General features: G+C 70.0%; 18 protein-coding genes and 2 pseudogenes. 13 read left to right on the top strand and 7 right to left on the bottom strand.

The window, feature by feature from the left end; all coding sequences use genetic code 11:
* Nucleotides 1–110 precede the first annotated feature (110 nt).
* A complete protein-coding gene (locus ACZ6S0_RS02255) occupies nt 111–1268 on the bottom strand; it encodes a sensor histidine kinase (RefSeq protein ID WP_465912770.1) in 1158 nt (385 codons plus the stop codon).
* A gap of 190 nt (nt 1269–1458) precedes the next feature.
* Between ACZ6S0_RS02255 and ACZ6S0_RS02260 the strand changes: the two genes are divergently transcribed.
* The 4 genes from ACZ6S0_RS02260 to ACZ6S0_RS02275 all read left to right on the top strand — a co-directional run bounded on the left by ACZ6S0_RS02260 (nt 1459) and on the right by ACZ6S0_RS02275 (nt 7207).
* Nucleotides 1459–2427 carry an aldo/keto reductase gene (locus ACZ6S0_RS02260; RefSeq protein ID WP_465912771.1) on the top strand — a complete coding sequence of 323 codons (969 nt, stop codon included), beginning with the start codon at nt 1459–1461 and terminating at the stop codon, nt 2425–2427.
* 69 nt (nt 2428–2496) lie between these two features.
* Entirely contained in the window at nt 2497–4176 is a 1680-nt protein-coding gene (gene polX, locus ACZ6S0_RS02265) for a DNA polymerase/3'-5' exonuclease PolX (RefSeq protein WP_465912772.1), read from the top strand.
* Between the two features lie 202 nt (nt 4177–4378).
* Nucleotides 4379–5425: a sulfite oxidase gene (locus tag ACZ6S0_RS02270; protein ID WP_344874965.1), complete on the top strand. Its 1047-nt coding sequence runs from the start codon at nt 4379–4381 to the stop codon at nt 5423–5425.
* 159 nt (nt 5426–5584) lie between these two features.
* Nucleotides 5585–7207, top strand: a complete 1623-nt coding sequence (locus tag ACZ6S0_RS02275) for a WS/DGAT/MGAT family O-acyltransferase (RefSeq protein WP_465912773.1) — start codon at nt 5585–5587, stop codon at nt 7205–7207.
* 184 nt (nt 7208–7391) lie between these two features.
* Here ACZ6S0_RS02275 and ACZ6S0_RS02280 read toward each other — a convergent pair.
* Nucleotides 7392–7496 (bottom strand): annotated as a pseudogene (locus tag ACZ6S0_RS02280) (TetR/AcrR family transcriptional regulator); the annotation flags it as partial.
* Between the two features lie 59 nt (nt 7497–7555).
* On the opposite strand from ACZ6S0_RS02280, the gene ACZ6S0_RS02285 reads away from it, so the two are divergent.
* Together ACZ6S0_RS02285 and ACZ6S0_RS02290 are read left to right on the top strand one after the other, a co-directional pair.
* Nucleotides 7556–8131 carry a TetR/AcrR family transcriptional regulator gene (locus tag ACZ6S0_RS02285; RefSeq protein WP_465912774.1) on the top strand — a complete coding sequence of 192 codons (576 nt, stop codon included), beginning with the start codon at nt 7556–7558 and terminating at the stop codon, nt 8129–8131.
* Nucleotides 8128–9645 carry an MFS transporter gene (locus ACZ6S0_RS02290; RefSeq protein WP_465912775.1) on the top strand — a complete coding sequence of 506 codons (1518 nt, stop codon included), beginning with the start codon at nt 8128–8130 and terminating at the stop codon, nt 9643–9645. The genes ACZ6S0_RS02285 and ACZ6S0_RS02290 overlap by 4 nt, the downstream gene beginning before the upstream one ends.
* 242 nt (nt 9646–9887) lie before the next feature.
* Here the strand turns inward: ACZ6S0_RS02290 and ACZ6S0_RS02295 are convergent, their stop codons facing one another.
* Nucleotides 9888–10328, bottom strand: a complete 441-nt coding sequence (locus ACZ6S0_RS02295; RefSeq protein WP_465913369.1) for a helix-turn-helix domain-containing protein — start codon at nt 10326–10328, stop codon at nt 9888–9890.
* 138 nt (nt 10329–10466) lie between these two features.
* On the opposite strand from ACZ6S0_RS02295, the pseudogene ACZ6S0_RS02300 reads away from it, so the two are divergent.
* Nucleotides 10467–10799 (top strand): annotated as a pseudogene (locus ACZ6S0_RS02300) (STAS domain-containing protein); the annotation flags it as partial.
* Between the two features lie 243 nt (nt 10800–11042).
* On the opposite strand, the gene ACZ6S0_RS02305 reads toward ACZ6S0_RS02300, so the two are convergent.
* Both ACZ6S0_RS02305 and ACZ6S0_RS02310 read right to left on the bottom strand, forming a co-directional pair.
* Nucleotides 11043–11972, bottom strand: a complete 930-nt coding sequence (locus tag ACZ6S0_RS02305; RefSeq protein WP_465912776.1) for an aldo/keto reductase — start codon at nt 11970–11972, stop codon at nt 11043–11045.
* Nucleotides 11973–12131: 159 nt separating this feature from the next.
* Nucleotides 12132–13034 carry a polyprenyl synthetase family protein gene (locus tag ACZ6S0_RS02310; RefSeq protein ID WP_465912777.1) on the bottom strand — a complete coding sequence of 301 codons (903 nt, stop codon included), beginning with the start codon at nt 13032–13034 and terminating at the stop codon, nt 12132–12134.
* A gap of 561 nt (nt 13035–13595) precedes the next feature.
* On the opposite strand from ACZ6S0_RS02310, the gene ACZ6S0_RS02315 reads away from it, so the two are divergent.
* Together ACZ6S0_RS02315 and ACZ6S0_RS02320 are read left to right on the top strand one after the other, a co-directional pair.
* Nucleotides 13596–14900, top strand: coding sequence for a cytochrome P450 (locus ACZ6S0_RS02315; protein ID WP_465912778.1), 1305 nt, complete (start codon nt 13596–13598; stop codon nt 14898–14900).
* A complete protein-coding gene (locus tag ACZ6S0_RS02320) occupies nt 14897–16438 on the top strand; it encodes a prenyltransferase/squalene oxidase repeat-containing protein (protein WP_465912779.1) in 1542 nt (513 codons plus the stop codon). Before ACZ6S0_RS02315 ends, ACZ6S0_RS02320 begins: the two co-directional genes overlap by 4 nt.
* Here ACZ6S0_RS02320 and ACZ6S0_RS02325 read toward each other — a convergent pair.
* On the bottom strand, nt 16435–17472 hold the full coding sequence (locus ACZ6S0_RS02325; protein ID WP_465912780.1) for a terpene synthase family protein: 1038 nt from the start codon (nt 17470–17472) through the stop codon (nt 16435–16437). The two genes, ACZ6S0_RS02320 and ACZ6S0_RS02325, sit on opposite strands and share 4 nt — an antisense overlap.
* A 193-nt stretch (nt 17473–17665) precedes the next feature.
* Here ACZ6S0_RS02325 and ACZ6S0_RS02330 point away from each other — a divergent pair, with 193 nt between their 5' ends.
* From ACZ6S0_RS02330 to ACZ6S0_RS02345, 4 genes are read left to right on the top strand one after another with little or no spacing between them, the layout of a single operon-like run.
* Nucleotides 17666–20116, top strand: coding sequence for a sensor histidine kinase (locus tag ACZ6S0_RS02330; protein ID WP_465912781.1), 2451 nt, complete (start codon nt 17666–17668; stop codon nt 20114–20116).
* Nucleotides 20113–20532 (top strand): roadblock/LC7 domain-containing protein, encoded by a 420-nt coding sequence (locus tag ACZ6S0_RS02335; protein WP_465912782.1) that lies wholly within the window; start codon nt 20113–20115, stop codon nt 20530–20532. Before ACZ6S0_RS02330 ends, ACZ6S0_RS02335 begins: the two co-directional genes overlap by 4 nt.
* 32 nt (nt 20533–20564) lie before the next feature.
* Nucleotides 20565–20906: a DUF742 domain-containing protein gene (locus ACZ6S0_RS02340; protein WP_344874990.1), complete on the top strand. Its 342-nt coding sequence runs from the start codon at nt 20565–20567 to the stop codon at nt 20904–20906.
* Nucleotides 20887–21474 carry a GTP-binding protein gene (locus ACZ6S0_RS02345; RefSeq protein ID WP_344874992.1) on the top strand — a complete coding sequence of 196 codons (588 nt, stop codon included), beginning with the start codon at nt 20887–20889 and terminating at the stop codon, nt 21472–21474. The genes ACZ6S0_RS02340 and ACZ6S0_RS02345 overlap by 20 nt, the downstream gene beginning before the upstream one ends.
* 84 nt (nt 21475–21558) lie before the next feature.
* On the opposite strand, the gene ACZ6S0_RS02350 is transcribed toward ACZ6S0_RS02345, so the two are convergent.
* Nucleotides 21559–22143 carry a hypothetical protein gene (locus ACZ6S0_RS02350; RefSeq protein ID WP_465912783.1) on the bottom strand — a complete coding sequence of 195 codons (585 nt, stop codon included), beginning with the start codon at nt 22141–22143 and terminating at the stop codon, nt 21559–21561.
* Nucleotides 22144–22215 lie beyond the last annotated feature (72 nt).

Here is a 22215-nt window from a genome sequence, read left to right on the forward strand (position 1 = left end):
TGCTTAGAGCCTCCCGCCGGGGCCGCCTTTCGACTAGTCACATACCGCATTGCCCATGCATGCCTATTGAATTGCCATTTGTGAATTCTTCACGATAAATCGGGTCAAGGCTATTTCTTTCGTGGGACGTACACCGTGAAGGAGAACTGCCCGCTGCTGGAGTCGGCGGCCTCCAGCCAGCCGCCGAGCATCGCGACCCGCTCGGCCAGGTTCAGCAGGCCGTGACCTCCCTCGCCAGGGCGGCGGGGCGGGCGCACGCCGTCGTTCGTGATCGTCAGGCGCACCATCCGGTCACGTTCCAAAAGATGCACCGAGCACTCCCGGGCGTCGGCGTGCCTGAGCACGTTCGTCACCCCCTCGCGCAGGGCGTGCGTGAGCGCCTCCTCCACCTCGCCCGGCAGGTCGTGGCAGGACACCCTGATCTGGCAGCGCACCCGCGCCGACTCCAGCAGCGCCCGCGCCGAGCCCAGCTCTCCCGCCAGCGACGAGTTGCGCAGCCCGTGCGCCACGGCACGGACGTCGGCGGACAGGACGCGCAGCAGCTCCAGCGTCTCGCCCACCTCGGCCCTGGCCTTCTCCCGCGCGGTGTCGTCCGGCTCGGCCACCAGCCGGTCCAGGAGCTGCATCTTCAGCACCAGCACCGTGAGCCGGTGGCCGACCAGGTCGTGCAGGTCGCGGGTGAAGCGGCGGCGCTCCAGCGCCACCGCCCTGCGCATGACCTCGGTACGCGCCTCGCCCAGGTGCCGCGCCCGCCTGGCCAGCGACACGACCGCGTACTCGGCCAGGCCCACCAGCGGCGCGACGACCACCCAGAGCGGATGGATCACGGACGGGTCGGGCGCCAGCAGCACCACCGGCCCGCACGCCGGCGCCAGCACCGCCAGCACGGTCGAGCGGATCCGGCGGGCCACCTCCAGCAGCGCGCCCGTCAGCAACCCGCACACCGGCGTCCACGCCGCCCCGAACACCGTCAGCGGCAGGTACGTCAGCCACGCCTGGACCGCCACCAGCCACCACGAGCCCGCGCACCGCGCCGGGGTCTCGGTCATGAACTTCAGGTGCAGCCCCAGCAGGACGAGCAGCGTCGCCGTCCCCGCCGCCAGCCTGTCCGCCGCCACCGCCCCCGGCGCGGCCAGAGCGCCCATGACCGGCAGCGTCAGCGCGATGATCCCCGCTCCCAGACCGAGCCCGCCCACCCAGTACGGGGACGACAGCTCCCCGAACCACTCCCGCGCCCGAGACGCGCGTCCCCAGCCTGTGTCGTCCACCCCACCCCCGATGTGCGCCGACTCCGGGGCCATGCGGTTCGCCAAGCCGCTGGAGAGCCCCGTTTGCAACGTTCCTCCAATCGACCCGATGGGCCTCGCCCCTGTAAAGCGCGTTTCCGCTTTTGGACAGGAATGACTGCCCGTCCGCCCGCCCGGTTAACCATGGCATCAGGGCCCTATGGTGAGCGGTATGGACTACACACGACTTGGTGACTCGGGTTTGAAGGTGTCGCGGGTGTGCCTCGGCATGATGAGCTACGGCGACCCCGACCGGCAGAAGTGGGCGCTGCCGCAGGACGCGGCCGAACCCCTCGTCCGCAGGGCCGCGGACGCCGGGGTGACGTTCTTCGACACCGCGAACGTCTACAGCAGGGGCGAGAGCGAGGTCGTGACCGGCAACGTGCTGCGCGGCGTCTTCCCCCGGCGGGAGGACTACGTGCTGGCCACCAAGGTCTATTTCCCGATGGGCAAGGGGGTCAACGACCGCGGGCTGTCGCGCAAGCACATCCTCGACTCCGTCGACGCCTCGCTCAGGCGGCTCGGCACCGACTACGTGGACCTCTTCCAGATCCACCGCTGGGACGACGAGACGCCCATCGAGGAGACCATGGAGGCGCTGCACGACGTGGTCCGGGCGGGCAAGGCCCGCTATCTGGGGGCGTCGAGCATGTGGGCCTGGCAGTTCGCCAAGGCGCAGCACGTGGCCGAGACCCACGGGTGGACGAAGTTCGTCTCGATGCAGAACCACTACAACCTCCTCTACCGGGAGGAGGAGCGCGAGATGCTCCCGCTCTGCGCCGACCAGGGCGTGGGCGTGATCCCGTGGAGCCCGCTGGCCCGCGGCGTGCTGGCCAGGGCCGGCTCCGCCGCCACCACCGTCAGGACGGGCTCCGACGAGCGCATCGACTACCTGTACGACCCCGAGAACGACAAGCTGGTCGTCGACCGGGTGGCGCAGGTGGCCAGGCAGCGGGACCTGCCGGCCGCGCAGATCGCGCTGGCCTGGCTGCTGCACCGGCCGGGCGTCACCGCGCCGATCGTGGGGGCCACCAAGGAGCGGCACGTGGACGACGCGGTGGCGGCCGTGTCGGTGTCGCTGTCGGCGGAGGAGTCGGCGTTCCTGGAGGAGCCGTACCGGGCGCGCGAGGTGCGCTTCTGACCGCGTGACCCGTGGCTCGTCCCAGGTCGCCGGGCGGGATTGTCGGCGCAGGACCCTAAGGTATGGGACATGCGGGCAAATGAGGAGGCTGCGGCCGCGCTGCAGGAATACGCGGAGCTGTTCGCGCTCACCGGCGGCGACGCCTTCCGGGTGCGGAGCTATCAGAAGGCGGCCAAGGCGATCGCCGGGTTCCCCGAGGACATCTCGGTCGTCGACGTGCGCTCCGTCCCCGGGGTGGGCGAGGCGATCGCCAAGAAGATGGAGGAGTTCCTCCAGCGCGGCAGCTTCCGGCAGCTCGACGACCTGCGGGGCCGTGTGCCCGAGGGCGTGCGCCGGCTGACCAGGGTGCCCACGCTGGGGCCGAAGACCGCGATCATGCTGTTCGACGACTTCGGCATCGACTCCACGGCGGCGCTGAGCGAGGCGATCGCGTCCGGTCGCCTCGACGGCGTCAAGGGCCTCGGCCCGAAGACGCTGGCAAACCTGCTCAAGGGCATCGAGCAGCTCGACCAGGCGGGCCGCCGGGTGCACATCGGCATCGCGATGTCCCTGGCCGAGCAGGTGATGGGATCGCTGAAGGCCGAGCGCCTCGCCTACGCGGGCTCGCTGCGCCGGATGAAGGACACGATCGGCGACATCGACATCCTCGCCGTCGCGCCCGAGGCTGTCATGGACGACTTCCGCGCCCAGCCCTACGTCGCCGAGGTGATCGCGGCGGGCGACAAGAAGACCTCGATCCGCACCACGTCCGGCATCCAGGTCGACCTGCGCGTGGTCCCGGCCGGGTCGTGGGGCGCGGCCATGCAGTATTTCACCGGCTCCAAGGAGCACAACGTCGCCATCAGGGAGATGGCGGTGAAGAAGGGCTGGAAGCTGTCCGAGTACGGGCTGTTCGAGGGCGACCGGGTGATCGCCGCCGAGTCCGAGGAAGACATCTACCACGCGCTCGGCATGCAGTACGTGCCGCCGCCGATGCGGGAGGACGGCGGGGAGGTGAAGGCGGCGCTGAAGGGTGAGCTGCCCGTCCTCGTCGAGCTGGGCGACCTCAAGGGCGACCTGCACACCCACACCGACCTGACCGACGGCATCGCCTCGCTCGACGACATGGTCGCGGCCGGGCACGCCCGCGGCTACGCCTACTACGCGGTCACCGACCACGCGCCCGACCTGGCGATGCAGCGCATGACGCTGGACAAGGCGCTGGCGCAGCGGGGCCGGGTGGCCGAGTTGCAGGCGAGATATCCGGACATGCGGCTGCTGCACGGCACCGAGCTGAACATCGCGCCCGACGGGTCGGTCGACTGGCCGGAGGACATCCTGCGGGAGTTCGACGTGTGCGTGGCGTCGGTGCACTCGCACTTCGGCATGTCCCGCGACGAGATGACCCGCCGGTTCATCGCGGCCTGCGAAAACCCGTACGTCGACATCATCGGCCATCCCACCACCCGCAAGATCGGCAAGCGTGAGCCCGTGGACGCCGACTGGGACGCCGTCTTCCGCGCCGCCGCCCGCACGGGCACCGCGATGGAGATCGACTCCTTCCCCGACCGCTCCGACCTGCCCGCCGACCTGGTGCGGCTGGCCAGGCACCACGGGGTGAAGTTCTCGATCGACAGCGACTCGCACGCGATCCCGCACCTGGCGAACCAGCGGTTCGGGGTGGGCATCGCCCAGCGGGCCTGGCTGACGACCGACGACGTGATCAACACCTGGCCCCTCGACCGTCTCCTGGCCTTCCTGGGCCGGTGAAGTCGACGCCCGCGCCTGTCAAACCTGGGACAAGCGCGGCGGTTGGGCGGGGTATGGGGGCGGGTAAGGGGTTTGAGGGGCCTCAGTTGGATCGTTCCCGTGCCGATCGCACAGATTTTTGGCAATGAAAGGGGTCCCATGAGACAGGGCCAGGAGATTAAATGGTTTCCAGGTAGGAAATAGGTGCTAAGAGGTGATGCGTATGGAGCAAGTCACGGCGGCGATCGTCAAGCCGCTGCCCGACCACCTGTTCCGCGTCCACGGCAACAGTGCCGAGATGCGGTGGGAGGCCATGGCGGGGTTGGGGTACCACACCCCCAACGACCGGTTCTTCGTGCGCAACCACACCTTCACCCCTCTCATCGACGCCGCCACCTGGCGGCTGCGGATCCATGGGGCGGGAGTGCGATGTCCGAGCGAGTTCCGGTACGAAGACCTGCGGGCCATGCCGTCGCGCACGTACGACGTCGCGATCGAGTGCGCCGGCAACGGGCGGCGGTTCTACCGGACCCAGCAGCACGACGGCGCTCCCGGCACGCAGTGGGGCCTCGGGGCGATCGGAGTGGCGCGGTGGCGCGGGGTGCCGCTGAAATACCTGCTCAAGCAGGCCGGCGTGCTCCCCGACGCGGTGGACGTGCTGGCGACCGGGCTCGACGCGCCGTTCGAGGACCACGGGCACGTGCGCCGGCCGGTGCCGATCCGCAAGGCCATGGACGACGTGCTCGTCGCCTACGAGATGAACGGCGTCCCGCTGCCGCCCGACCATGGATTTCCCGCGCGGCTGGTGGTGCCGGGGTGGGTGGGCATAGCGTCCATCAAATGGCTGGGCGACCTGGAGGTCTCCACGACGCGGCTCTACACGCCGTGGAACACGGTCTTCTACCCGGACATGACGACGCTGCCGGTGAAGAGCGCGTTCGAGCTCGAGTGGAACGCGCGCCTGCCGATCCCGGGCACCCACATCCTGCGCGGGCGGTCCTGGTCGGGGCGAGGGAGAATCGTCCGGGTGGAGGTCAGCTTCGACGGCGGGCTGACCTGGCGCCGGGCCGAGCACCACGGCCAGCGGCTGGTCAGGGCCTGGCTGCCGTGGCACATCGAATGGGCTCCGCAGCACACGGGCACGCGGCTGCTCATGGCCCGGGCCACCGACGAGACCGGCGCCACGCAGCCCCTCACCCGGCCGCGCGACCCGTACGGCTACAACTTCGACGCCGTGGTGCAACATCCGATTCACGTGGTCAACGGATAGGAAGCCGTCAACGGATAGGAAAATGTCACTGACCCAGGCTGAGCTGGACCTTCTCCATACGTACGGACAATGCACCTGAAGCCATCTGTAAGACTCGCGCGGAAACCTCCCGGAAATCCCCTCATGTAATGCTGACTACCTAGGGAAAGAGGAGAGCCGATGCGCCAGCTCACCGCACTCGACGCGCAGTTTCTCAATGTCGAGACTGCGACCACGGCCGCGCACGTGGCCGGAGTGGCGCTGGTCGACTCGGCCGACGGATCGGTCAACCGCGACGCGCTGGCGGCGCTCCTGCTCGACCGCCTCCACCTCTCCCCCGCGCTCGGCCTGCGGCTGGCGGAGGTGCCGCTCGGGCTCGACCACCCCTACTGGATCCCCGACCCCGACTTCGACATCGACAACCACCTGTTCGAGCTGACGCTGCCGCAGCCGGGGGACGACTGGCAGCTCGCCAGGGCCGTCGCGGAGCTGCACGCCCGCAGGCTGGACCGCGCGCACCCGCTGTGGGAGATGCACCTGATCGACGGGCTCGTGGACGGGCGGCTGGCCGTCTACACGAAAGTGCACCATGCGGCCATCGACGGCATCTCGGGCGCCGAGACCCTCGCCACCCTGCTCGACCTGACCCCCAACGGGCACCTGACGCGCAAGGGCCGGCTGGCGAGCGCCCTGGACGCCCGGCAGCACGACGTGTCCGCGGCCTGCGCCACCCCGTCCAGGGCCACCCCGCCGCGATCCGCACCGGCACCGGCCGGGGACGTGCCGGGGCAGGCGGCCCCTGAGGGCGTGGCGGCGACCGGCCCTGGTACGGGGCCCGACGAGGCCGGGCTGGTCGACATGCTGGCCAGTGCCGTCATCCGCACCGCGACCCACCCGCTCCGCGCCGCCCAGTCCGTGGTCAAGGCCGCGGGCGATCTGGACGTCATCCCCCTGGCCGCCGGGCTCCCCGGCGCGAAGCTGATCGCCAAGGCCGCCAGGGTGGTCACCCGCGACCGGCACCAGCGTCCCGAGCTGCCGAGCCTCACCGTCCCCCGCACCCCGTTCAACGGCCCCATCAGCGCCCGCAGGCACCTCTCCTTCGGCTCCCTGTCGCTCAAGGACGTCAAGAAGGTCGCCAAGGCGCACAACATGAGCGTCAACGACATCGTCATGGCCCTGTGCACGTCGGCCCTTCGCTCCTGGCTGCGCGAGCGCGCCGCCCTGCCGGAGGAGCCGCTGGTCGTGGGCGTGCCGGTGGCGGTTCGCCGGTCGAGGACCAAGGATCTGGTCGGCAACCAGCTCTCGGCCATGGTCGCCCCCATGCCCACGAACGTCCCCGACCCGTGGGAGCGCCTGCGGGCCGTCGGCGCCGTGATGGACGCGGCCAAGCGGCGTTTCGCGCTGGCCCCGGCGACCTGGCTGAACGAGCTGTGCTCGGTGCTGCCCGCCCCGCTGACGAGCCTGGCGACACCGGCGATCTTCCGGCTGGCCGGGCTGGCGTTCCCGCCGATCAACCTCATCATCAGCAACGTCCCGGGGCCGCAGGTCCCCCTGTATCTGTGCGGCGGGCGACTCCTGTCGTACTACCCGCTGTCCGTGCTGACCGACATGAGCGGCGGGCTCAACATCACCTGCTTCTCCTACGACGGGATGCTCGACTTCGGCATCGTCGCCTGCCCCGAGCGGATGGACGACGTGTGGGGCCTGCTCGACCACCTGCGTACCGCGCTCGACGAGTTGCTGGACGAGCGCGTGGGCGATGAGTTCCGAGACGGCGTCGGGGTCGATCTGGCGGCCGGTTAGCCGGCAGAGGCTCTCCTGGTAGAGCGGCACGGCCGCGGGCCGGCCGCGACAGCGTACCGACCAGGTCGCCGGGCACCGCGTCGACCTCGCGCCCCTCCTCGACGAGCGTGCGCTCGTCGACCAGGGCCACCAGTACGTCGATCTTGCGCGGGAAGTAGTCGGAGATCAGCCCGTTGGGCACCTTCGCCAGCTTGGCGATGACCGCGGTCGGGGTAGCCGCGTAGCCACCGCCCGCGAACCACCGCTCCGCCGCGTCCAGGATGCGCGGACCCGGGCGGGGAGCAACCACGCGAGTCGGTGCTGTAGCATCTGAGACAAGATTGTCTCAAACGATACGCAGGTGTTCACATGGCAGTGACCCGCGACCAGCTCATGACGGCCGCGATCCACCATCTCAACGAGTACCCGTCCGCCTCCATGGCCCAGCTCGCCGAGGCCGTGGGCATCAGCAGGGCCACCCTCCACCGCCACTTCACCAGCCGTGACGAGCTGATGCTCGCCCTCGGCCACCGCGCCCACGAGCAGTGGGAGCAGGCACAGGCGAGCAGCGGCATGGCCGAGGCGACCGCCTCCGACGACCCCGAGGTGGTCGGCAGGGCGCTGCACACCCTGCTCGACCGCCTGACCGAGGTGGCCGACGCGTACGGCTTCGGCCTGACCGACTACGCCATGGTGGTCCACCCGGAGCTGAAGCGCCGTTCCGACGAGCTGGAGGAGCGTGAGATCGCGTTCTACGCCGCCGCCCAGCGCGTGGGCGTGCTCCGCGCCGACCTGTCCGCCCGCTGGGTGAGCTGCATGGTGTACGGCCTGCTCGTGGCCGTACGCGAAAGCCTGCGCAGGGGCGACGTGGCCCGCCGCGAGGCCCCCCGGCTGGTCCTCGCCGCGTTCCTGCACGGCGCCGCCCCCAGGAGGGATGACGCATGACGATCACCACGTCGCCCGTCTCGTCGAGGCGGCGCTGGGCGTCCCTGGCGGTCCTGTCGGCCAGCGTGCTGCTCGTGGTCATGGACATGACCATCCTCAACGTGGCCCTGCCCGCCATCTCCGAGGACCTGCGGCCCGACTCGATCGAGCTGCTGTGGATGGTGGACGCGTACGCGCTGGCGCTGTCCGGGCTGCTGGTCACGGTGAGCGCCCTGGGTGACCGGTGGGGCCGCAAGCGCATGCTGATGACCGGGTTCGCGGTCTTCGGGGCGGCCTCGATGGCGATCCTGGCGACCGGCAGCCCGCTCGAGGTGATCGCCGTGCGGGCGCTGCTCGGCGTCGGCGGCGCGATGATCATGCCGTCCACGCTGTCGATGATCCGGAACCTGTTCACCGACCCCGGCGAACGCGCCAAGGCGCTCGGGGTCTGGGCGGCGATGGCCGCGGTCGGGGCCGCCCTGGGGCCGATCGTGGCCGGGTTACTGCTGGAGCACTTCACCTGGCACGCGGCCTTCCTGGTGAACGTGCCCGTCATGGTGATCGCGATCGCCGCCGGGCTGTTCCTGCTGCCGGAGTCCCGCAACCCCGGGCCAGGCCGCTGGGACGCGCCGGCCACACTGCTGTCGATGGCCGGCATGGTGGCGCTGGTCTACGCGGTCAAGTCGTTCGGCAAGTACGGTCTCGCCCATCCCGGCGCCCTGCTGTCGGCCGCGGTGGCGGCGGTGGCGCTGAGCTGGTTCGTGGTGCGGTGCCTGCGCCGGCCGGACCCGCTCCTGGAGGTCAGGCTGTTCCGCAGCAAGCCCTTCTCGGCCGGGGTGGTGACCGCGCTGACCACGTCGATCGCGATGGCCGCGATGTTGCTGCTGCTCGCGCAGTGGATGCAGCTCGTGATGGGGTACGGGCCGCTGGAGACCGGCGTACGGCTGCTGCCCGCCGCGCTGGCCGCCATCGTCGTCTCACCGCTGGCCCCGGCGCTGGCGGCGCGCGTCGGCGCCCGTACGGTGCTGACGGGCGGGCTGGCCGTGACCGGGCTGGCGTTCCTCCTGCTGTACGCGGCCCCGAGCCCGCTGGGCTACTGGCCGGTCGCGGTCGCGCTGGCGTTGATCGGCCTCGGGAACGGGTCGCTGGCGATCGCCTCGGCCACGATCATGTCGGGCTCGCCGCCCGCGAAGTCGGGCAGCGCGGCGGCCATCGAGGAGACCAGCTACGAAGTGGGCGGGGCGCTCGGCGTGGCCGTCCTGGGCAGCGTCGCGGCGGCCGTCTACCGGGGGGAGGTGGAGTACGCGGGCCCGGACGCGGACGTCGCACGGGAGTCGCTGGGCGGGGCGCTGGACGTGGCCGGGGAGCTGGGCGCGGCGGGCGACCTCCTCGCCGCGCAGGCGCAGGCGGCGTTCACCGAGTCGCTTCTCGTGGCGAGCGCGGCGGGGGCGGTGCTGATGCTGGTGGGGACGCTGGCGGTGTGGCTGCTCACGCCACGCGACCTCGACGTGTCGTCGCCCGAACACCAGCACTAGACCGAAGCCGGAGAGACAAGCCGAAGCCGAGAAACGGACCGGAGCGCCGGGACCGCGGAGTCCCGGTGAGGTCCAGGACCGCGAGCCATTCGGCCACGCGCCAGAGGCGAAGGCCGTGACCTGTATGGCCATGCGTCAGAGGCCAGGGCTCGCGACCTGCACCGCAACATGCCAGAGGCCAGGGCCCGCACCCCGCACGGCCACGCGCCAGAGGCGAGGGCCGCGACCTGTATGGCCACGCGTCAGAGGTCGGGGCCCGCGACCTGTTCGGCGACGCGGCCGATTCGGGCGAGGCGGGCCAGGGCGGGACGGGCGAGCACCTGTCCGATGTCGTGCAGGGCCACGATCAGCTCCTCGACCCCGTCGAGCGGCATGTCGGGCTCCCGGCTCAGCAGGATCCCCCGGTATTCCTCGGGCGAGACGGCCCCGCCGGGCAGCTCGATGCGGTCGTCCTCGGCCCGGAAGAGCACCGGGACGGCGGTGTCGAGCACCAGGGCCAGGGCGGTCAGCTCGGCGGCCGTGAACGCCCGCTGCCCGCGCTCGGCCTGGTGGACGGCCTGGCGGCTCCACGGCCTGTCCAGGTATCGGCCCAGCGCCTCACCCAGCTCGGTCAGCGACATGCGGCGCTCGGCACGCAGGCGCGCGATCTGCCGCCCGATCGCCTCTTCCACCCGCAATCCCATCACCCTTTCAATCGTCTGTCATTCTGCACGATGACACCGACAGTCGAGGATTGACGGGAGGGCGCTCGCGGCAGTAGTGTCAATCTACAGAGTTCCCCGTCAAGGTGGCCAATGACATGGCCGATGGTGAGGCGCGAAATGCAGGACATCCGCATAGAGGTGGTCGGACCGGTCGGCGACTGCGCAGTGCTCAGGATCGCCGGCGAGGTCGACGTGTTCACCGCTCCCAAGGTGCGCGAACAGATCGTGGACCTCGCGGCCAAGGGCGTCGTGCACGTCGTGGCCGACCTGAGCGCGGTGGAGTTCCTCGACTCGACCGGCCTCGGCGTCCTGGTCGGCGGGCTCAAGCGGCTGCGTACGCAGGACGGGTCGCTGGCGCTGGTGATGACCACGGATCGCATCTCCCGCATCTTCAAGATCACTGGACTCACGGCGGTGTTCGCCTCCCACTCCTCCGTGCCGGAGGCGATCGCAGCCGACCCGCACTGGACGGGGGCCGTCGAGGCGGAGGCGGGAAGCGTCGAGGAGTGGTGCCGCGAGCACGGCCTGACCTCCTGACCTCCCGGCCCGGCACCGGGCCGGCCCCAAAGGCTCGACCGGCCCGGCCCGCAGGTGCACGTCCTCCCGCCCCGGCCTCACGTGGCGCGCGAAACACGGGCACTCAGACACACAGACGCTCAGGCACACGGGCGTCCGGAGCACGGGCGTCCGGGGTCAGGGGCGGGAGGCCCGGTCCAGGAGGGCGAGTTCCGCGTCGCTCAGCGTCAACGTGGCCGCCTCCATCAGCGGCCGCAGTTGCTCCACGTTGCGCGCGCTGGCGAGCGGCGCCGCCACCGTGGGCTGGGCGGCGAGCCAGGCCAGCGCCACCGAGGCGGGAGCCGACCCGTGCTCCGCCGCCACCTTCGCCAGCGCCTGCAGCGTCCTGGGGCCGCGCTCGGTCTCCAGGTACTCGGCCGCCTTCCCCGCCCGCGGGCTGTCCACGTCCACCCCCGGCCGGTACTTGCCGGTCAGGAAGCCGCGCGCGAGCCCCGAGTACGGCGTGCTCACCAGCCCCTCTCCGGCCACCACGTCCCGCAACTCCCCCTCGTAGTCGCGCTCGACCAGGTTGTACGGCTGCTGCAACGCCACGTACCTGACCAGCCCCTCCTCGTCGGAGGTCTCGAGCGCCTCGGCCAGCCGGCCGGCCCCGTAGTTGGACGCCCCCACGTAACGGACCTTGCCCTCCTTGACGAGGGCGTCGAACGCGGCCAGCGTCTCCGCCAGCGGCGTGTCGGGGTCGTCGACGTGCGCCCAGTAGAGGTCGATGTAGTCCGTACGGAGCCGCCGCAGCGAGTCCTCCACGGCCGTCCTGATCGTGGCCGGGGCCAGCCCTCTGAGCCCCTCCAGCATGCCGACCTTGGTGGCCAGCACGAGCGAGTCACGGTCGCCGCGCCCGGCCAGCCACTCGCCGATGATCGTCTCGGAGGTGGGCTCCCCGGTCGCCCAGTACGGGTAGACGTCGGCGGTGTCGATGAAGTTGCCACCCCCCTCGACGTAGGCGTCCAGGACGGCGAACGAGGTCTCCTTGTCGGCGGTCCAGCCGAAGACGTTGGTGCCGAGCGATATCGGAAATACGGACAGGTCCGTGGTGCCTATTTGCCTCATCCCGCCATTATCCGCACGCCCCGCCGCGCCACCGCGACGCGGCCCCGGTTACCCCGGGATGCCTGGTCGGCGCGCCCCTTCCCGGCCCGGCCCCAGCGGGGTCGGGCAGGGAGGAACACCCGGGCCGGAAGGGCGGCGACAGGACCGAAACCCCGGGCGTCAGTTGACCCGGTCGACCATGGAGTCGCACAGGGCGCGCAGGTCCGCGGCATCCGGGAGGCACTCGTCGATCACACCGAGCGCCGAGGACGCGTACTGGTCGGCGAGCTTCCTGGCCCGCTCCCGGCCGCCGGCCGCCTCCACGAGGTGGGCGGCGTGCCGTGCGGACTCCTCGTCCACGACCCCGGAGTCCAGGACGGCGGACAGTTCGCGGGCGGCGGCGCCTTCCGCGGCGAGGGCGGCGAGCACGGGAATCGTTTTCTTCTCGCGCAGGAGATCGCTGTGGACGGGTTTGCCGGTGACCTGGGGGTCCCCCCAGATGCCGAGCACGTCGTCCACGATCTGGAAGGCCACCCCGAGGTCGCGCCCCATGGCCCACATGCGGTCGCCCAGCTCCGGCGCGCCGCCCAGGGCCACGCCAGCCGCCGCGGCGACGCCCAGCAGGCCGCCGGTCTTGCCCGCGGCCATCTCGATGTACTCGTCGAGGGTGACCTCGCCCGGCCCGTGCCAGGGGCGGCTCTCGAAGGCCATGTCGGCGGCCTGGCCCTGGACCAGTTCGACGAGGGCCGTCGACAGGTAGAGCATCGCCTCCGGCCGTCCGGCGAGCTGCTTGACGGCCAACGCCAGCAGCGCGTCGCCGGTCAGCAGCGCGGGCCCGACCCCGTACGCCTTCCAGAGGGCGGCGCGGTGCCTGCGCAGCTCGTCGTTGTCGATGATGTCGTCGTGCGCCAGCGAGAAGGCGTGCACCAGCTCCACCGCCACGGCAGCGGGCAGCGCGTCCTGGGCGCTGCCGCCGACGGCCTCGGCGCTCAGCATGGCGATCGCCGGCCGCACCTTCTTGCCGCCGTCTCCGTTCTGCTCCCCGCCGTTCACATCCGACCAGCCCAACGCGAACGCCGCCATCCCGGCGCTCCCCGGATGCAGCACCGAGACCGCCTCACGCAGAGCAGGTTCAAGCAGGCGTCGACAGCGAGCGATCACGCCGCTGTCTCGCGACTGGCTGAGATTCAATGGGTGCTCCTACCCGATACGATCTTGAATCTACATGCACAAACATGTGATACTCCACTCAACTGCTGACATTTGTCGGGAATGTCCGCGATGTGAGACGCGTACTGTACGCGATGGAGGAATCACAAGTGGCAGTCGAGGTTCCTGCCGACACGCCGACCGCCCGGGCTGGAGCCGGGGCGACGGCCGCCACGCGAGGCACCCGCGTGCGCCGAGGGCGAGCCGCAGGCACATCTCCAAGAGGACACCAGGCGGGCCAACACCTCAGATTCCCACCAATCTAATCAAACTTCGACATCCATCCAATACTTGCGCGACTCACCACAGATGTCTGTGCAGTCGACCCTCGGCTGCGCATCGCATCCGGGTCAGGGATTGCCACATGCCGCACCTCAAGGGAAACTCGTGAACACTCCTCATGTCGTTCCCTCCTACCGGGCCATACCTCGGCTCGTGAGTGATCCGGTCACAGCGCTGGCCAGGATGGGCACCGACGCCGCAGGACAGGTCGTCCGGCTCCACCTCGGGCCCTTCCGTCCTTACCTCATCTCCCACCCCGACCACGTCCAGCAGGTGCTCAAGACGGACTGGGCCAACTTCGTCCGCGAGGGCATGTTCTGGCAGCCGTTGCAGCGGCTGATCGGCCATAGCATCCTTGGCGAGGGCGAGGCCTGGGCGTCCGCCAGAAAGATCCTCCAGCCGCTCTTCACCGCGCGCTACACGGACTCTCTGGCCGAAGACATGGCCGACGTCATCGCCGAGCGCGTTCTCGAGTTCGACGACTTCGCGCGGGCGGACCGCCCGATCGACGTGGAGCACGAGATGACCTCGATCGTCAACCAGGGCGTCATCAAGCTACTGTTCGGCGGCCGGATCTCTCGTGACACCGCCGAGCGGTTGGCGCCCGAGTTCGCCACCTGCGCCACCTCGATCGGCTTCCGGTTGCTCCTGCCCTTCGCGCCGTACTCGATCAGAGTGCCGGGCGACCGTGCCTTCCTTCGATCCGCGAAGAAGATCGACGAGATCGTCTACCCCCTCATCGAACAGGCGCGGCACGACGACACCCGCAGCAAGGAGGTGGTCTCGGCGCTGCTCACGGCCCGGCTCGAGAAGGAGGGCAGGGCCGACTTGCATCAGGTGCGCGATGACCTGGTGAACATTTACGGCGCCGCCTCGGAGACGACGGCGATGTCGCTGGTCTGGTTCTGGTCGGTGCTGCACGACCACCCGGACGTGAACGCCCGGCTGCTGGAGGAGATCGACCGCGTGGTGGGTGACGGTCCGGTGCGGCCGTCGCACGTCACCGAAATGCACTACCTCCGCATGGTCCTGCAGGAGCTCCTTCGGGTCTACCCGAACGCGTGGGTCGTCCCGCGCCAGAGCGTGGCGGACACGGAGATCGGCGGCGTCCGGATCAAGGCCGGCTCGCAAGTGCTGATCAGCCCGTACACCACGCACCGGCTGGAGGAGTTCTGGCCCCGTCCGACGGAGTTCGACCCCGAGCGCTGGGCCGACGGCACGGCCGAGCGCCGGCACCGCTACGCGTTCATCCCCTTCGGCGCGGGCCCGCACGTCTGCCTCGGGCAGAGGCTGTTCTACATCGAGGCGTCCCTCGTGCTCGCCAACATCCTGAGCAGGTACCGGGCGGTTCTCACCAATCCGCAGAAGCTGACGCCCGTACCGGGAGGAGCCACCCTGAGGCCCAAGCAGAAGCTCTTCCTGCGGCTCGACCCGATCGAACGGAAACGTGCGGCGTGAGCATCGGCGAAGCCGTGGACATCACCACGGAAGCGGGCGACCTGGTCACCAGCCTCATGCTCCGCCCATGGGGGCAGGTTTCGACCTCCGTCTACGAGACCGGCCGGCTGGTCTCGCTCTCGCCCTGGCTGACCGGCCATACGGAGCGCATCGACTACCTGATCCGTACGCAGCGGCAGGACGGCGCCTGGGGTGGACCCGACGGGTACGGCGTGGTGCCGACCCTGAGCGCCACCGAGGGCATCCTCTCCGAGCTGACGCGCGGAGGTGATCGGGGGGCGGAACACGCGCGCCTCTCGGACGCCGCCCAGCGTGGCCTGAGGATGCTCACCACCTGGCTGAGCAACCCCCTCGACCTCCCCGACATGCCGGCGATCGAGCACATCATCCCCTCGCTCGTCGCCCGCATCAACCAGCATGTCCAGGGATTACCTGGCCACGCGCCGATACCTTTGCCCGATGCCATGAGCTATGACACGCTCCACGTCGTGACGTCGCGGGTCAGGTCCGGGATGGAGGTGCCGGAGAAACTGCTCCACGCCCTGGAGATCGTTGCCGAGGAGGCTGCCGGGGCGCCCGGCATCCGTCCCACGCCCATCGGCAGCGTCGGCGCCTCCCCTGCCGCGACCGCCGCCTGGCTGGGAGAGCACGGGGGGCAGGACGCGTACGAGCCTGCCCGCCGGCATCTGGAGGCGGTGGTTCGGCTGTACGGCGGCCCCGTACCCGTCGGGCTGCCCATCACGGTGTTCGAGCGAGGCTGGGTGCTGAGCTGGCTGCTCCGGGCGGGCCTGCCCATCGAGGTGCCGCCGGAGATGGTGGCCGACATCAGAACGGCCATTGGACCCGTCGGCACCCCCGCGGGGCCCGGGCTGCCCGCCGACGCCGACACGACATCCGTGGCGCTCTACGCTCTGGCCCTGCTCGGCGCTCCGCACGAACCGGACAGCCTGTGGGGGTTCCGCTCCGGAGCCCACTTCTCCACCTGGCTCAACGAGCAGGGCGTCTCGGTCAGCGTCAACGCGCACGTGCTGGACGCCTTCGGCGAGTACATCCGCCGCAAGCCGGCCGCCTCAGCGCGGTACGGCGAGACCGTCGCCGAGCTGGCCGTCTGGATCCGCGATCGTCAGCGATCGGACGGAAGCTGGACGGATCGATGGCACGCGTCCCCCTACTACGCCACGGTGAGCTGTGCGCTGGCGCTCGACGCCTTCGGCGGCGACGCCTCGGCGGAGGCGGTACGCGCGGCGGCGGAGTGGACGCTGGAGACGCAGCGGCCGGACGGCTCGTGGGGCCGCTGGGAGGGCACAGCCGAGGAGACCGCGTACGCGATCCAGATTCTGCTGCTGACTCGGGGACGCACGGATCCACGGCGCCTGCGCGCGGCGAATCGAGCTGACGCGTACCTGTCGAGTACGGCCGGCGGCGATCACCCTCCGCTCTGGCACGACAAGGACCTGTACGTTCCCCGTGCCGTGACCCGCGCCGCGGTCATCGCGTCGTCGCACCTCATCCGGCAGGCGCGGGCGGAGGCGGACTAGCTCCCATGAGCGTCCACGTCGGCAGCCAGCTCTCGAACGGTGTACGCGTGCGTGTCCCTGGCCCTGTACCAGCCACCGCTGAAGGTGATGCACCTGTGCTGAGCTTCCCCGACCCACCGCAGTTCGGCGGGCAGGCGCGCGATCGCCGTCGCGAATTCCGCGTTGAGCTCGACGATGTGCGCCGACACCTGTTCGACCGCCGCCTCGACGCTCATACCGGCGCGCTCGAGAATGAGAACCGAGTTCGGTTTGCCCTCGCTCCTCTCACGCTCGAACGTCCTGACGTCATTGGCCAGCCGCAGGCAGGCCGCGCCGAGATCGGTGACCGGCCCGACGGATCGCCAATTGGCGGCGGCATCGCCGGGGCGCGGGCCGCAGATCCCCAGGGCTGCCGCCCACCACGTGTGATAAAGGACCGTGAGGGCGGCGTTGCCCAGATACTCCTCATACGACGGCCAGGGCTCGGCGCCCCTCGCCCAGACGCGCTCGCGAGACATCCCCCCGGCAGTGCGTTCCAACTGTTCCATCAGGATCGGCGCATACGCGTCAGCTCCGTCGTATGCCCGGAAGCGGGCGCGCCATGCCTGCCAGGCATGGACGGCCTGTGCCATGGGGTGCGGGCCGACGTCGGTCACGAGCAGCGTGCCGGAGAGGACGGAGGACAGTCGCCGGAACAACGCGTTGACGTCACGGTCGGCCCAGTCCTCCGCGACGTTGTCGGCGATGTCGTCGACGCCGAAGAGGATCACGCTCAGAGTTCCGAGATCGGCGATCTGCTCCCGCCGCGCGTGCGGGAACGTGGCCGCGGCCGACAGGCAACTGAAGGCCACCCGACTGGCGGTGTTGTTACCATCGGCGAACAGGGCGGGGTAGGCGCCCAGAAGCCCCATCGCCTCGGGGACGGACTCAAGTGCGGCCTTCAGGACATCGGCGCGGTCCTGCTGGGGCACGCCGACCAGTTGGTCTGACCGCTCAAGGAGACGGTCGGCGAGGTCATTGTGGATGCTGAAATAGGGGAGGGTGGGGTCCGCCATTTTGTGAAGTATACCGATTTTTGACCCACATTGGTACAAATTGACTAATTTGGTCAAGGTCGGGCATGCGTGATTACTGTTGCTTGTGGGGCACTTTGCGCGTGCGCTAGAGTTCCTTGATCGATACTATGTCCAGCGTCACCGCGCGCCAGGTGACTGGCGCACAACGTGTGACTTTCACAGGGTGGGTGTAATGCGCTTCCGCAAGACGCGGCTGCGAACCAAGATCACGGCGATGCTGCTCTCCCTGGCGGCCCTGTGGGCCTTCGCTGCGTGGGTCACCCTTCGAGAGGGAGTCAACCTCTTGTGGGTCTCCCAACTCGATGCCTCCGTGTCAGCTCCCAGTGATCCGCTGCTCGTCTCGCTACAGGACGAGCGCAGGTTTTCGATGGTGACGTTAGCCGAGAAGTCGGCCAAATCCCGCAAAGAGCTCGAAGCTCAGCGCAAGGAGACCGACCGCCTTCTCGCCATTTTCCGCGAATCAGCGAGCTCAGGAACGGCCAGCCTGGCGTTGGACGACCAGGGTGACCGGCAGCTCGCCGAGATGCTCACGAAGCTGGACTCACTCGACACGATCCGCCAGGGCATCGACGCGAGCCGGATCAACCGAGTCCAGACGTCGACCGCGTACAACGACGTCATCGACCCTATTTACGGCCTCTACGGCTCACTGGCCACTCTCGACGACAAGGGCCTCTCCAAAGACGTCCGCTCCCTCCTCGCGCTGAGCCGGGCAAGAGAGCTCCTCACCCGCGAAGACGCTCTCCTCACCAGCGCCCTGGCTGAGGGGCGGTTGAGTTTCGCCACGCAGGCGCAATTCGCTCAGGACGTGGGCGCCTGGCGGATCACCGCCGAACAAGCCGCGGCCGACCTTCCTGACTCCGAGAAGGCCGTCTACGACAAACTGGCCGATGGACAGTCGGCCCTCCGGCTCCAGAACCTGGAGCGACAGGTGATGGAGCATGACCCGAACTCCCTGACCATGCCGTTCACCGCCGGCGAGTGGAAGTCGGCGACCGAACGCTTCCTGGCCGACTTCAACGCCATGGTGCTCGGTGCGGGCGACCGCGTCGTGGACCGGACCGTACCGGTGGCCGTCGGCGTCGTCGTCCGGCTGATCCTGGCCGGCGGTCTCGGCCTGCTCGCGGTCATCGCCTCGGTCCTCCTGTCCATCACCACGGCCCGAAACCTGTTCGCGCAGCTCCAGAAGCTGCGTGACGCCGCGCACGAGCTGTCCGACGACCGGCTGCCCGGCATCGTCGACCGCATCGGCCACGGTGAGGAGGTCGACGTCGCCAAGGAGGCGCCCGCGCTGGACTTCGGTGACGACGAGATCGGCCAGGTGGGCCAGGCGTTCAACACGGTGCAGCACACCGCCATCTCCGTCGCCGCCGAGCAGGCCGAGCTGCGCCGCAGTATCCGTGACATCCTGCTCAGCCTGGCGCGCAGAACGCAGGGCCTGGTGCACCGCCAGCTCACCGTCCTCGACGTGATGGAGCGGCGTGAGACCGACCCCGAGGAGCTGAAGGAGCTCTTCCGGCTCGACCACCTCGCCATCCGCATGCGCCGCAACGCGGAGAACCTCATCGTCCTGTCCGGCTCGGCCCCCGCCCGTACGTGGCGGCGCGCGGTCCCCATGGTCGACGTGGTCCGCGGCGCCCTGGCCGAGGTCGAGGACTACACCCGGGTCTCGCTCATGCCGATGGGCGAAGTGGTGCTCGTCGGCCGGGCCGTCGGTGACGTCATCCACCTGCTCGCCGAGCTGATCGAGAACGCCGTGTCGTTCTCGCCGCCGTACACGAACGTGCAGGTCAGCGGCCAGCTCGTGGCCAACGGGTACGTGATCGAGATCGAGGACCGCGGCCTGGGCATGAAGCCCGAGGACCTCGACGCGGCCAACGAGCGCATCTCCGACCCGCCCGAGTTCCGTATCTCGGGCACCGCCCGCCTGGGGCTCTACGTGGTCAGCCAGCTCGCCAGACGCCACGAGATCCAGGTGGTGCTCAAGTCGTCGCCGTACGGCGGCACGACGGTCGTGGTGCTGCTGCCGCAGGAGCTCGTCCAGCTCGACCCGTCCCCGGACCCGCAGGACGGCGACGAGCGGGAGCGGCTGCCGCGCCGTCAGCCCGCCGTGGCGACGGCCGCGCGGCTGCCCGTGGCGGAGAACGTGCGCACGCTCAAGCCCACGCGCTCCGGCCAGGTCCCGGCCCAGACGCCCGCGCCTGAGCGGACCCAGGGTCCGCGCCCCGCGCCCAGAAGCGCCCGGGGAGCGAACCCCAGGACCGCCCCTGGGACCAGCGCACCCGCCCCGATGCCGATCAGGAAGCCGACCTCGGTGCCGCCCCCCGCGCCCGAGCCCGTGTCGAAGCCCGCCAACGAACCAGCACCAACCGCAATACAGGCCGAACCGGAGCAGCCTGTGGCCGAGTTCACTCCGTCGGGGCTGCCGCTGCGCGTGCCCCAGGCGAACCTGGCGCCAGCACTGCGTGACGACATGCCCACGCAGCCCGATCTCGAGGAGGACGATGACGAGCGCTCGCCCGAGGAGATCCGCGCGATGATGGGATCCCTGCAGTCAGGCACCCGTCTCGGCCGTTCGCGAGCCGCCGAGATGATGGACGAGCAGCCGGACGGTGAGGCATGACCCCCACCGCAGGCACCGATCTCAACTGGCTGCTCGACGACCTCGTCGGTCGTATCAAGGAAGCCGACCACGCCATCGTGCTGTCGTCCGACGGCCTGCTGATGGCCTCGTCCGCCGATCTGCAGCGGACCGACGGCGAACACCTGTCCGCCGTCGCCTCCGGGCTGCAGAGCCTGGCCAAGGGCGTCTCCGAGCACATCTCGGGTGGGCCGGTGCGCCAGACCGTCGTGGAGTGGAAGAACCAGTTCCTCATCGTGACCACGGCGGGCGAGCGCGCCTGCCTGGCCGTACTGTGCGCTCAGCAGGTCGACATCGGGCTGGTGGCGTACGAGATGGCGATGCTGGTCGCACGGGTGGGCCAGTACCTCACCTCGGGCGCCCGCACCGCCGAGGCCATCGCCAGGAGCGACCGGTGAGAGGCGCGGACGAGCCCACGGACGAGCATTGGGTGGACCCGGAGATCATCCGGCCCTATGTCGTCACGCGTGGCCGTACCCAGCCTGCCCACGGCAGGTTCGACCTGATCTCCATGGCCCTGGCGGTGGGTCCGCCGCCGGGGCCGGACGCGGGGCTGGACCCCGAGCATCTGAGGATCCTCCAGCTCTGCCGCGAACCCAAGTCCGTCGCCGAGATAGCCGCCTACCTGGATCTGCCGGCGGGCACGATCCGGGTGCTGCTCGGCGATCTGTTCGACCGCGAACTCGTCTCTGCGCAGGAACCGCGATCCGAGGTGGACATGCACGACATGAAGATGTACAGGGCGGTGCTCGATGGTCTTCGCTCGCTCTGAGCGTCCGCGCCTGCCGACGGCGATCAAGATCCTCGTCGCCGGCGGGTTCGGCGCGGGCAAGACGACGATGGTGGGCGCGGTCTCCGAGACCCGGCCGCTGCGTACGGAGGAGGTGCTGACCGACAGAGGCATCGGCGTCGACGACCTGACCTCGGTGGAGGCCAAACGGACCACCACCGTGGCGATGGACTTCGGCCGCATCACGCTCGGCACCGACTACGTTCTGTACCTGTTCGGGACACCCGGCCAGGAGCGCTTCTGGTTCGTGTGGGACGAACTGGCGGAGGGTTCCCTGGGTGCCGTCATCCTGGCCGACACCCGGCGGCTGGCCGACTGCTTCCCGTCGGTCGACTACTTCGAGCGGCGGGGCACGCCGTTCGTGGTGGCGGTCAACTGCTTCGAGGGAGCGCCCACGTTCGAGATGGACGAGGTGCGGCTGGCGCTCCAGCTCAACCCGTCGATCCCGATCATCCTGTGCGACGCCCGCAAGCGCGAGTCGAGCCGCGAGGTGCTGATCAGCCTGGTCAAGCACTCGGCCCGGCTCCGCGCCGAGCCCGTCGGCAGCTAAGCCCTCCGGTGTCCGAGGCATAGGGTCCGCCCTCTTCCGGGGCTCGCGGCTACGGCCGTCGAGCCCCCTTTTCATGGACAGGGCTCATGGACGGGGCTCGTGGACCGGCTCATGAACGGGGCCGATGGCCGGGTCGGTCTCCGGGCGGGCGTGCCGCCAGGCGCGCTCGAACTCCTCCCGGCCGATCTCCTTGCCCGCCACCTCGGGATCGAAGAGGTCGACGATCGGCGGGTTCAGCACCCAGTCCGCGGGCGCGCTCCTGACCGCGGTGCCGTCAGGGGACACCTCCACCTGGCGGAGGCGGCGCCCGTCGGGCCCGACCTCCGCGAGGTAGATCGTCACACCGTGCTCGTCCTCCCATGCCTCGCGCAGGTGCACGAGGTCCCGGCCGGCCAGAGCGCCGAAGCCGGGACGCGAGCGCTGGATTTCGCGTTTGGCGCGCAGGCCGTCGAGACCGGCCGGGAGGCGGTCGGCGTCGATGTCCACCTCGTCCAGGTCCCAGGTCTCGGCCCGCGCGACGGCGTCGGGGCTGCCGACGACCTCGACCTCGGCCAGTCGTTCCACGAGCTCCCGCTCGGAACGCGCCCATATCCACCACCACAGACCGCCCATGCCGTAGTCGTGCAGCACGAGGAAGCGGTGTTTGGGCGGCATGTTCGTAGCTGTCACGCCACCACAGCCTAGATCTAGACGTCGTCCGATGTGGCCCACATGACGGACTCCCCGAACTCGTCCTCGCCG

It is taken from the genome of Nonomuraea sp. NPDC051298 (assembly GCF_055586305.1).

Excerpts from the sequence above, each read along its gene's own strand:
- ACZ6S0_RS02260 (WP_465912771.1), top strand. The coding sequence starts at position 1,459 with ATGGACTACACACGACTTGGTGACTCGGGTTTGAAGGTGTCGCGGGTG.
- polX (WP_465912772.1), top strand. The coding sequence starts at position 2,497 with ATGCGGGCAAATGAGGAGGCTGCGGCCGCGCTGCAGGAATACGCGGAG.
- ACZ6S0_RS02270 (WP_344874965.1), top strand. The coding sequence starts at position 4,379 with ATGGAGCAAGTCACGGCGGCGATCGTCAAGCCGCTGCCCGACCACCTG.
- ACZ6S0_RS02275 (WP_465912773.1), top strand. The coding sequence starts at position 5,585 with ATGCGCCAGCTCACCGCACTCGACGCGCAGTTTCTCAATGTCGAGACT.
- ACZ6S0_RS02285 (WP_465912774.1), top strand. The coding sequence starts at position 7,556 with ATGGCAGTGACCCGCGACCAGCTCATGACGGCCGCGATCCACCATCTC.
- ACZ6S0_RS02290 (WP_465912775.1), top strand. The coding sequence starts at position 8,128 with ATGACGATCACCACGTCGCCCGTCTCGTCGAGGCGGCGCTGGGCGTCC.
- ACZ6S0_RS02295 (WP_465913369.1), bottom strand. The coding sequence starts at position 10,328 with ATGGGATTGCGGGTGGAAGAGGCGATCGGGCGGCAGATCGCGCGCCTG.
- ACZ6S0_RS02305 (WP_465912776.1), bottom strand. The coding sequence starts at position 11,972 with ATGAGGCAAATAGGCACCACGGACCTGTCCGTATTTCCGATATCGCTC.
- ACZ6S0_RS02310 (WP_465912777.1), bottom strand. The coding sequence starts at position 13,034 with ATGGCGGCGTTCGCGTTGGGCTGGTCGGATGTGAACGGCGGGGAGCAG.
- ACZ6S0_RS02325 (WP_465912780.1), bottom strand. The coding sequence starts at position 17,472 with ATGGCGGACCCCACCCTCCCCTATTTCAGCATCCACAATGACCTCGCC.
- ACZ6S0_RS02330 (WP_465912781.1), top strand. The coding sequence starts at position 17,666 with ATGCGCTTCCGCAAGACGCGGCTGCGAACCAAGATCACGGCGATGCTG.
- ACZ6S0_RS02335 (WP_465912782.1), top strand. The coding sequence starts at position 20,113 with ATGACCCCCACCGCAGGCACCGATCTCAACTGGCTGCTCGACGACCTC.
- ACZ6S0_RS02345 (WP_344874992.1), top strand. The coding sequence starts at position 20,887 with ATGGTCTTCGCTCGCTCTGAGCGTCCGCGCCTGCCGACGGCGATCAAG.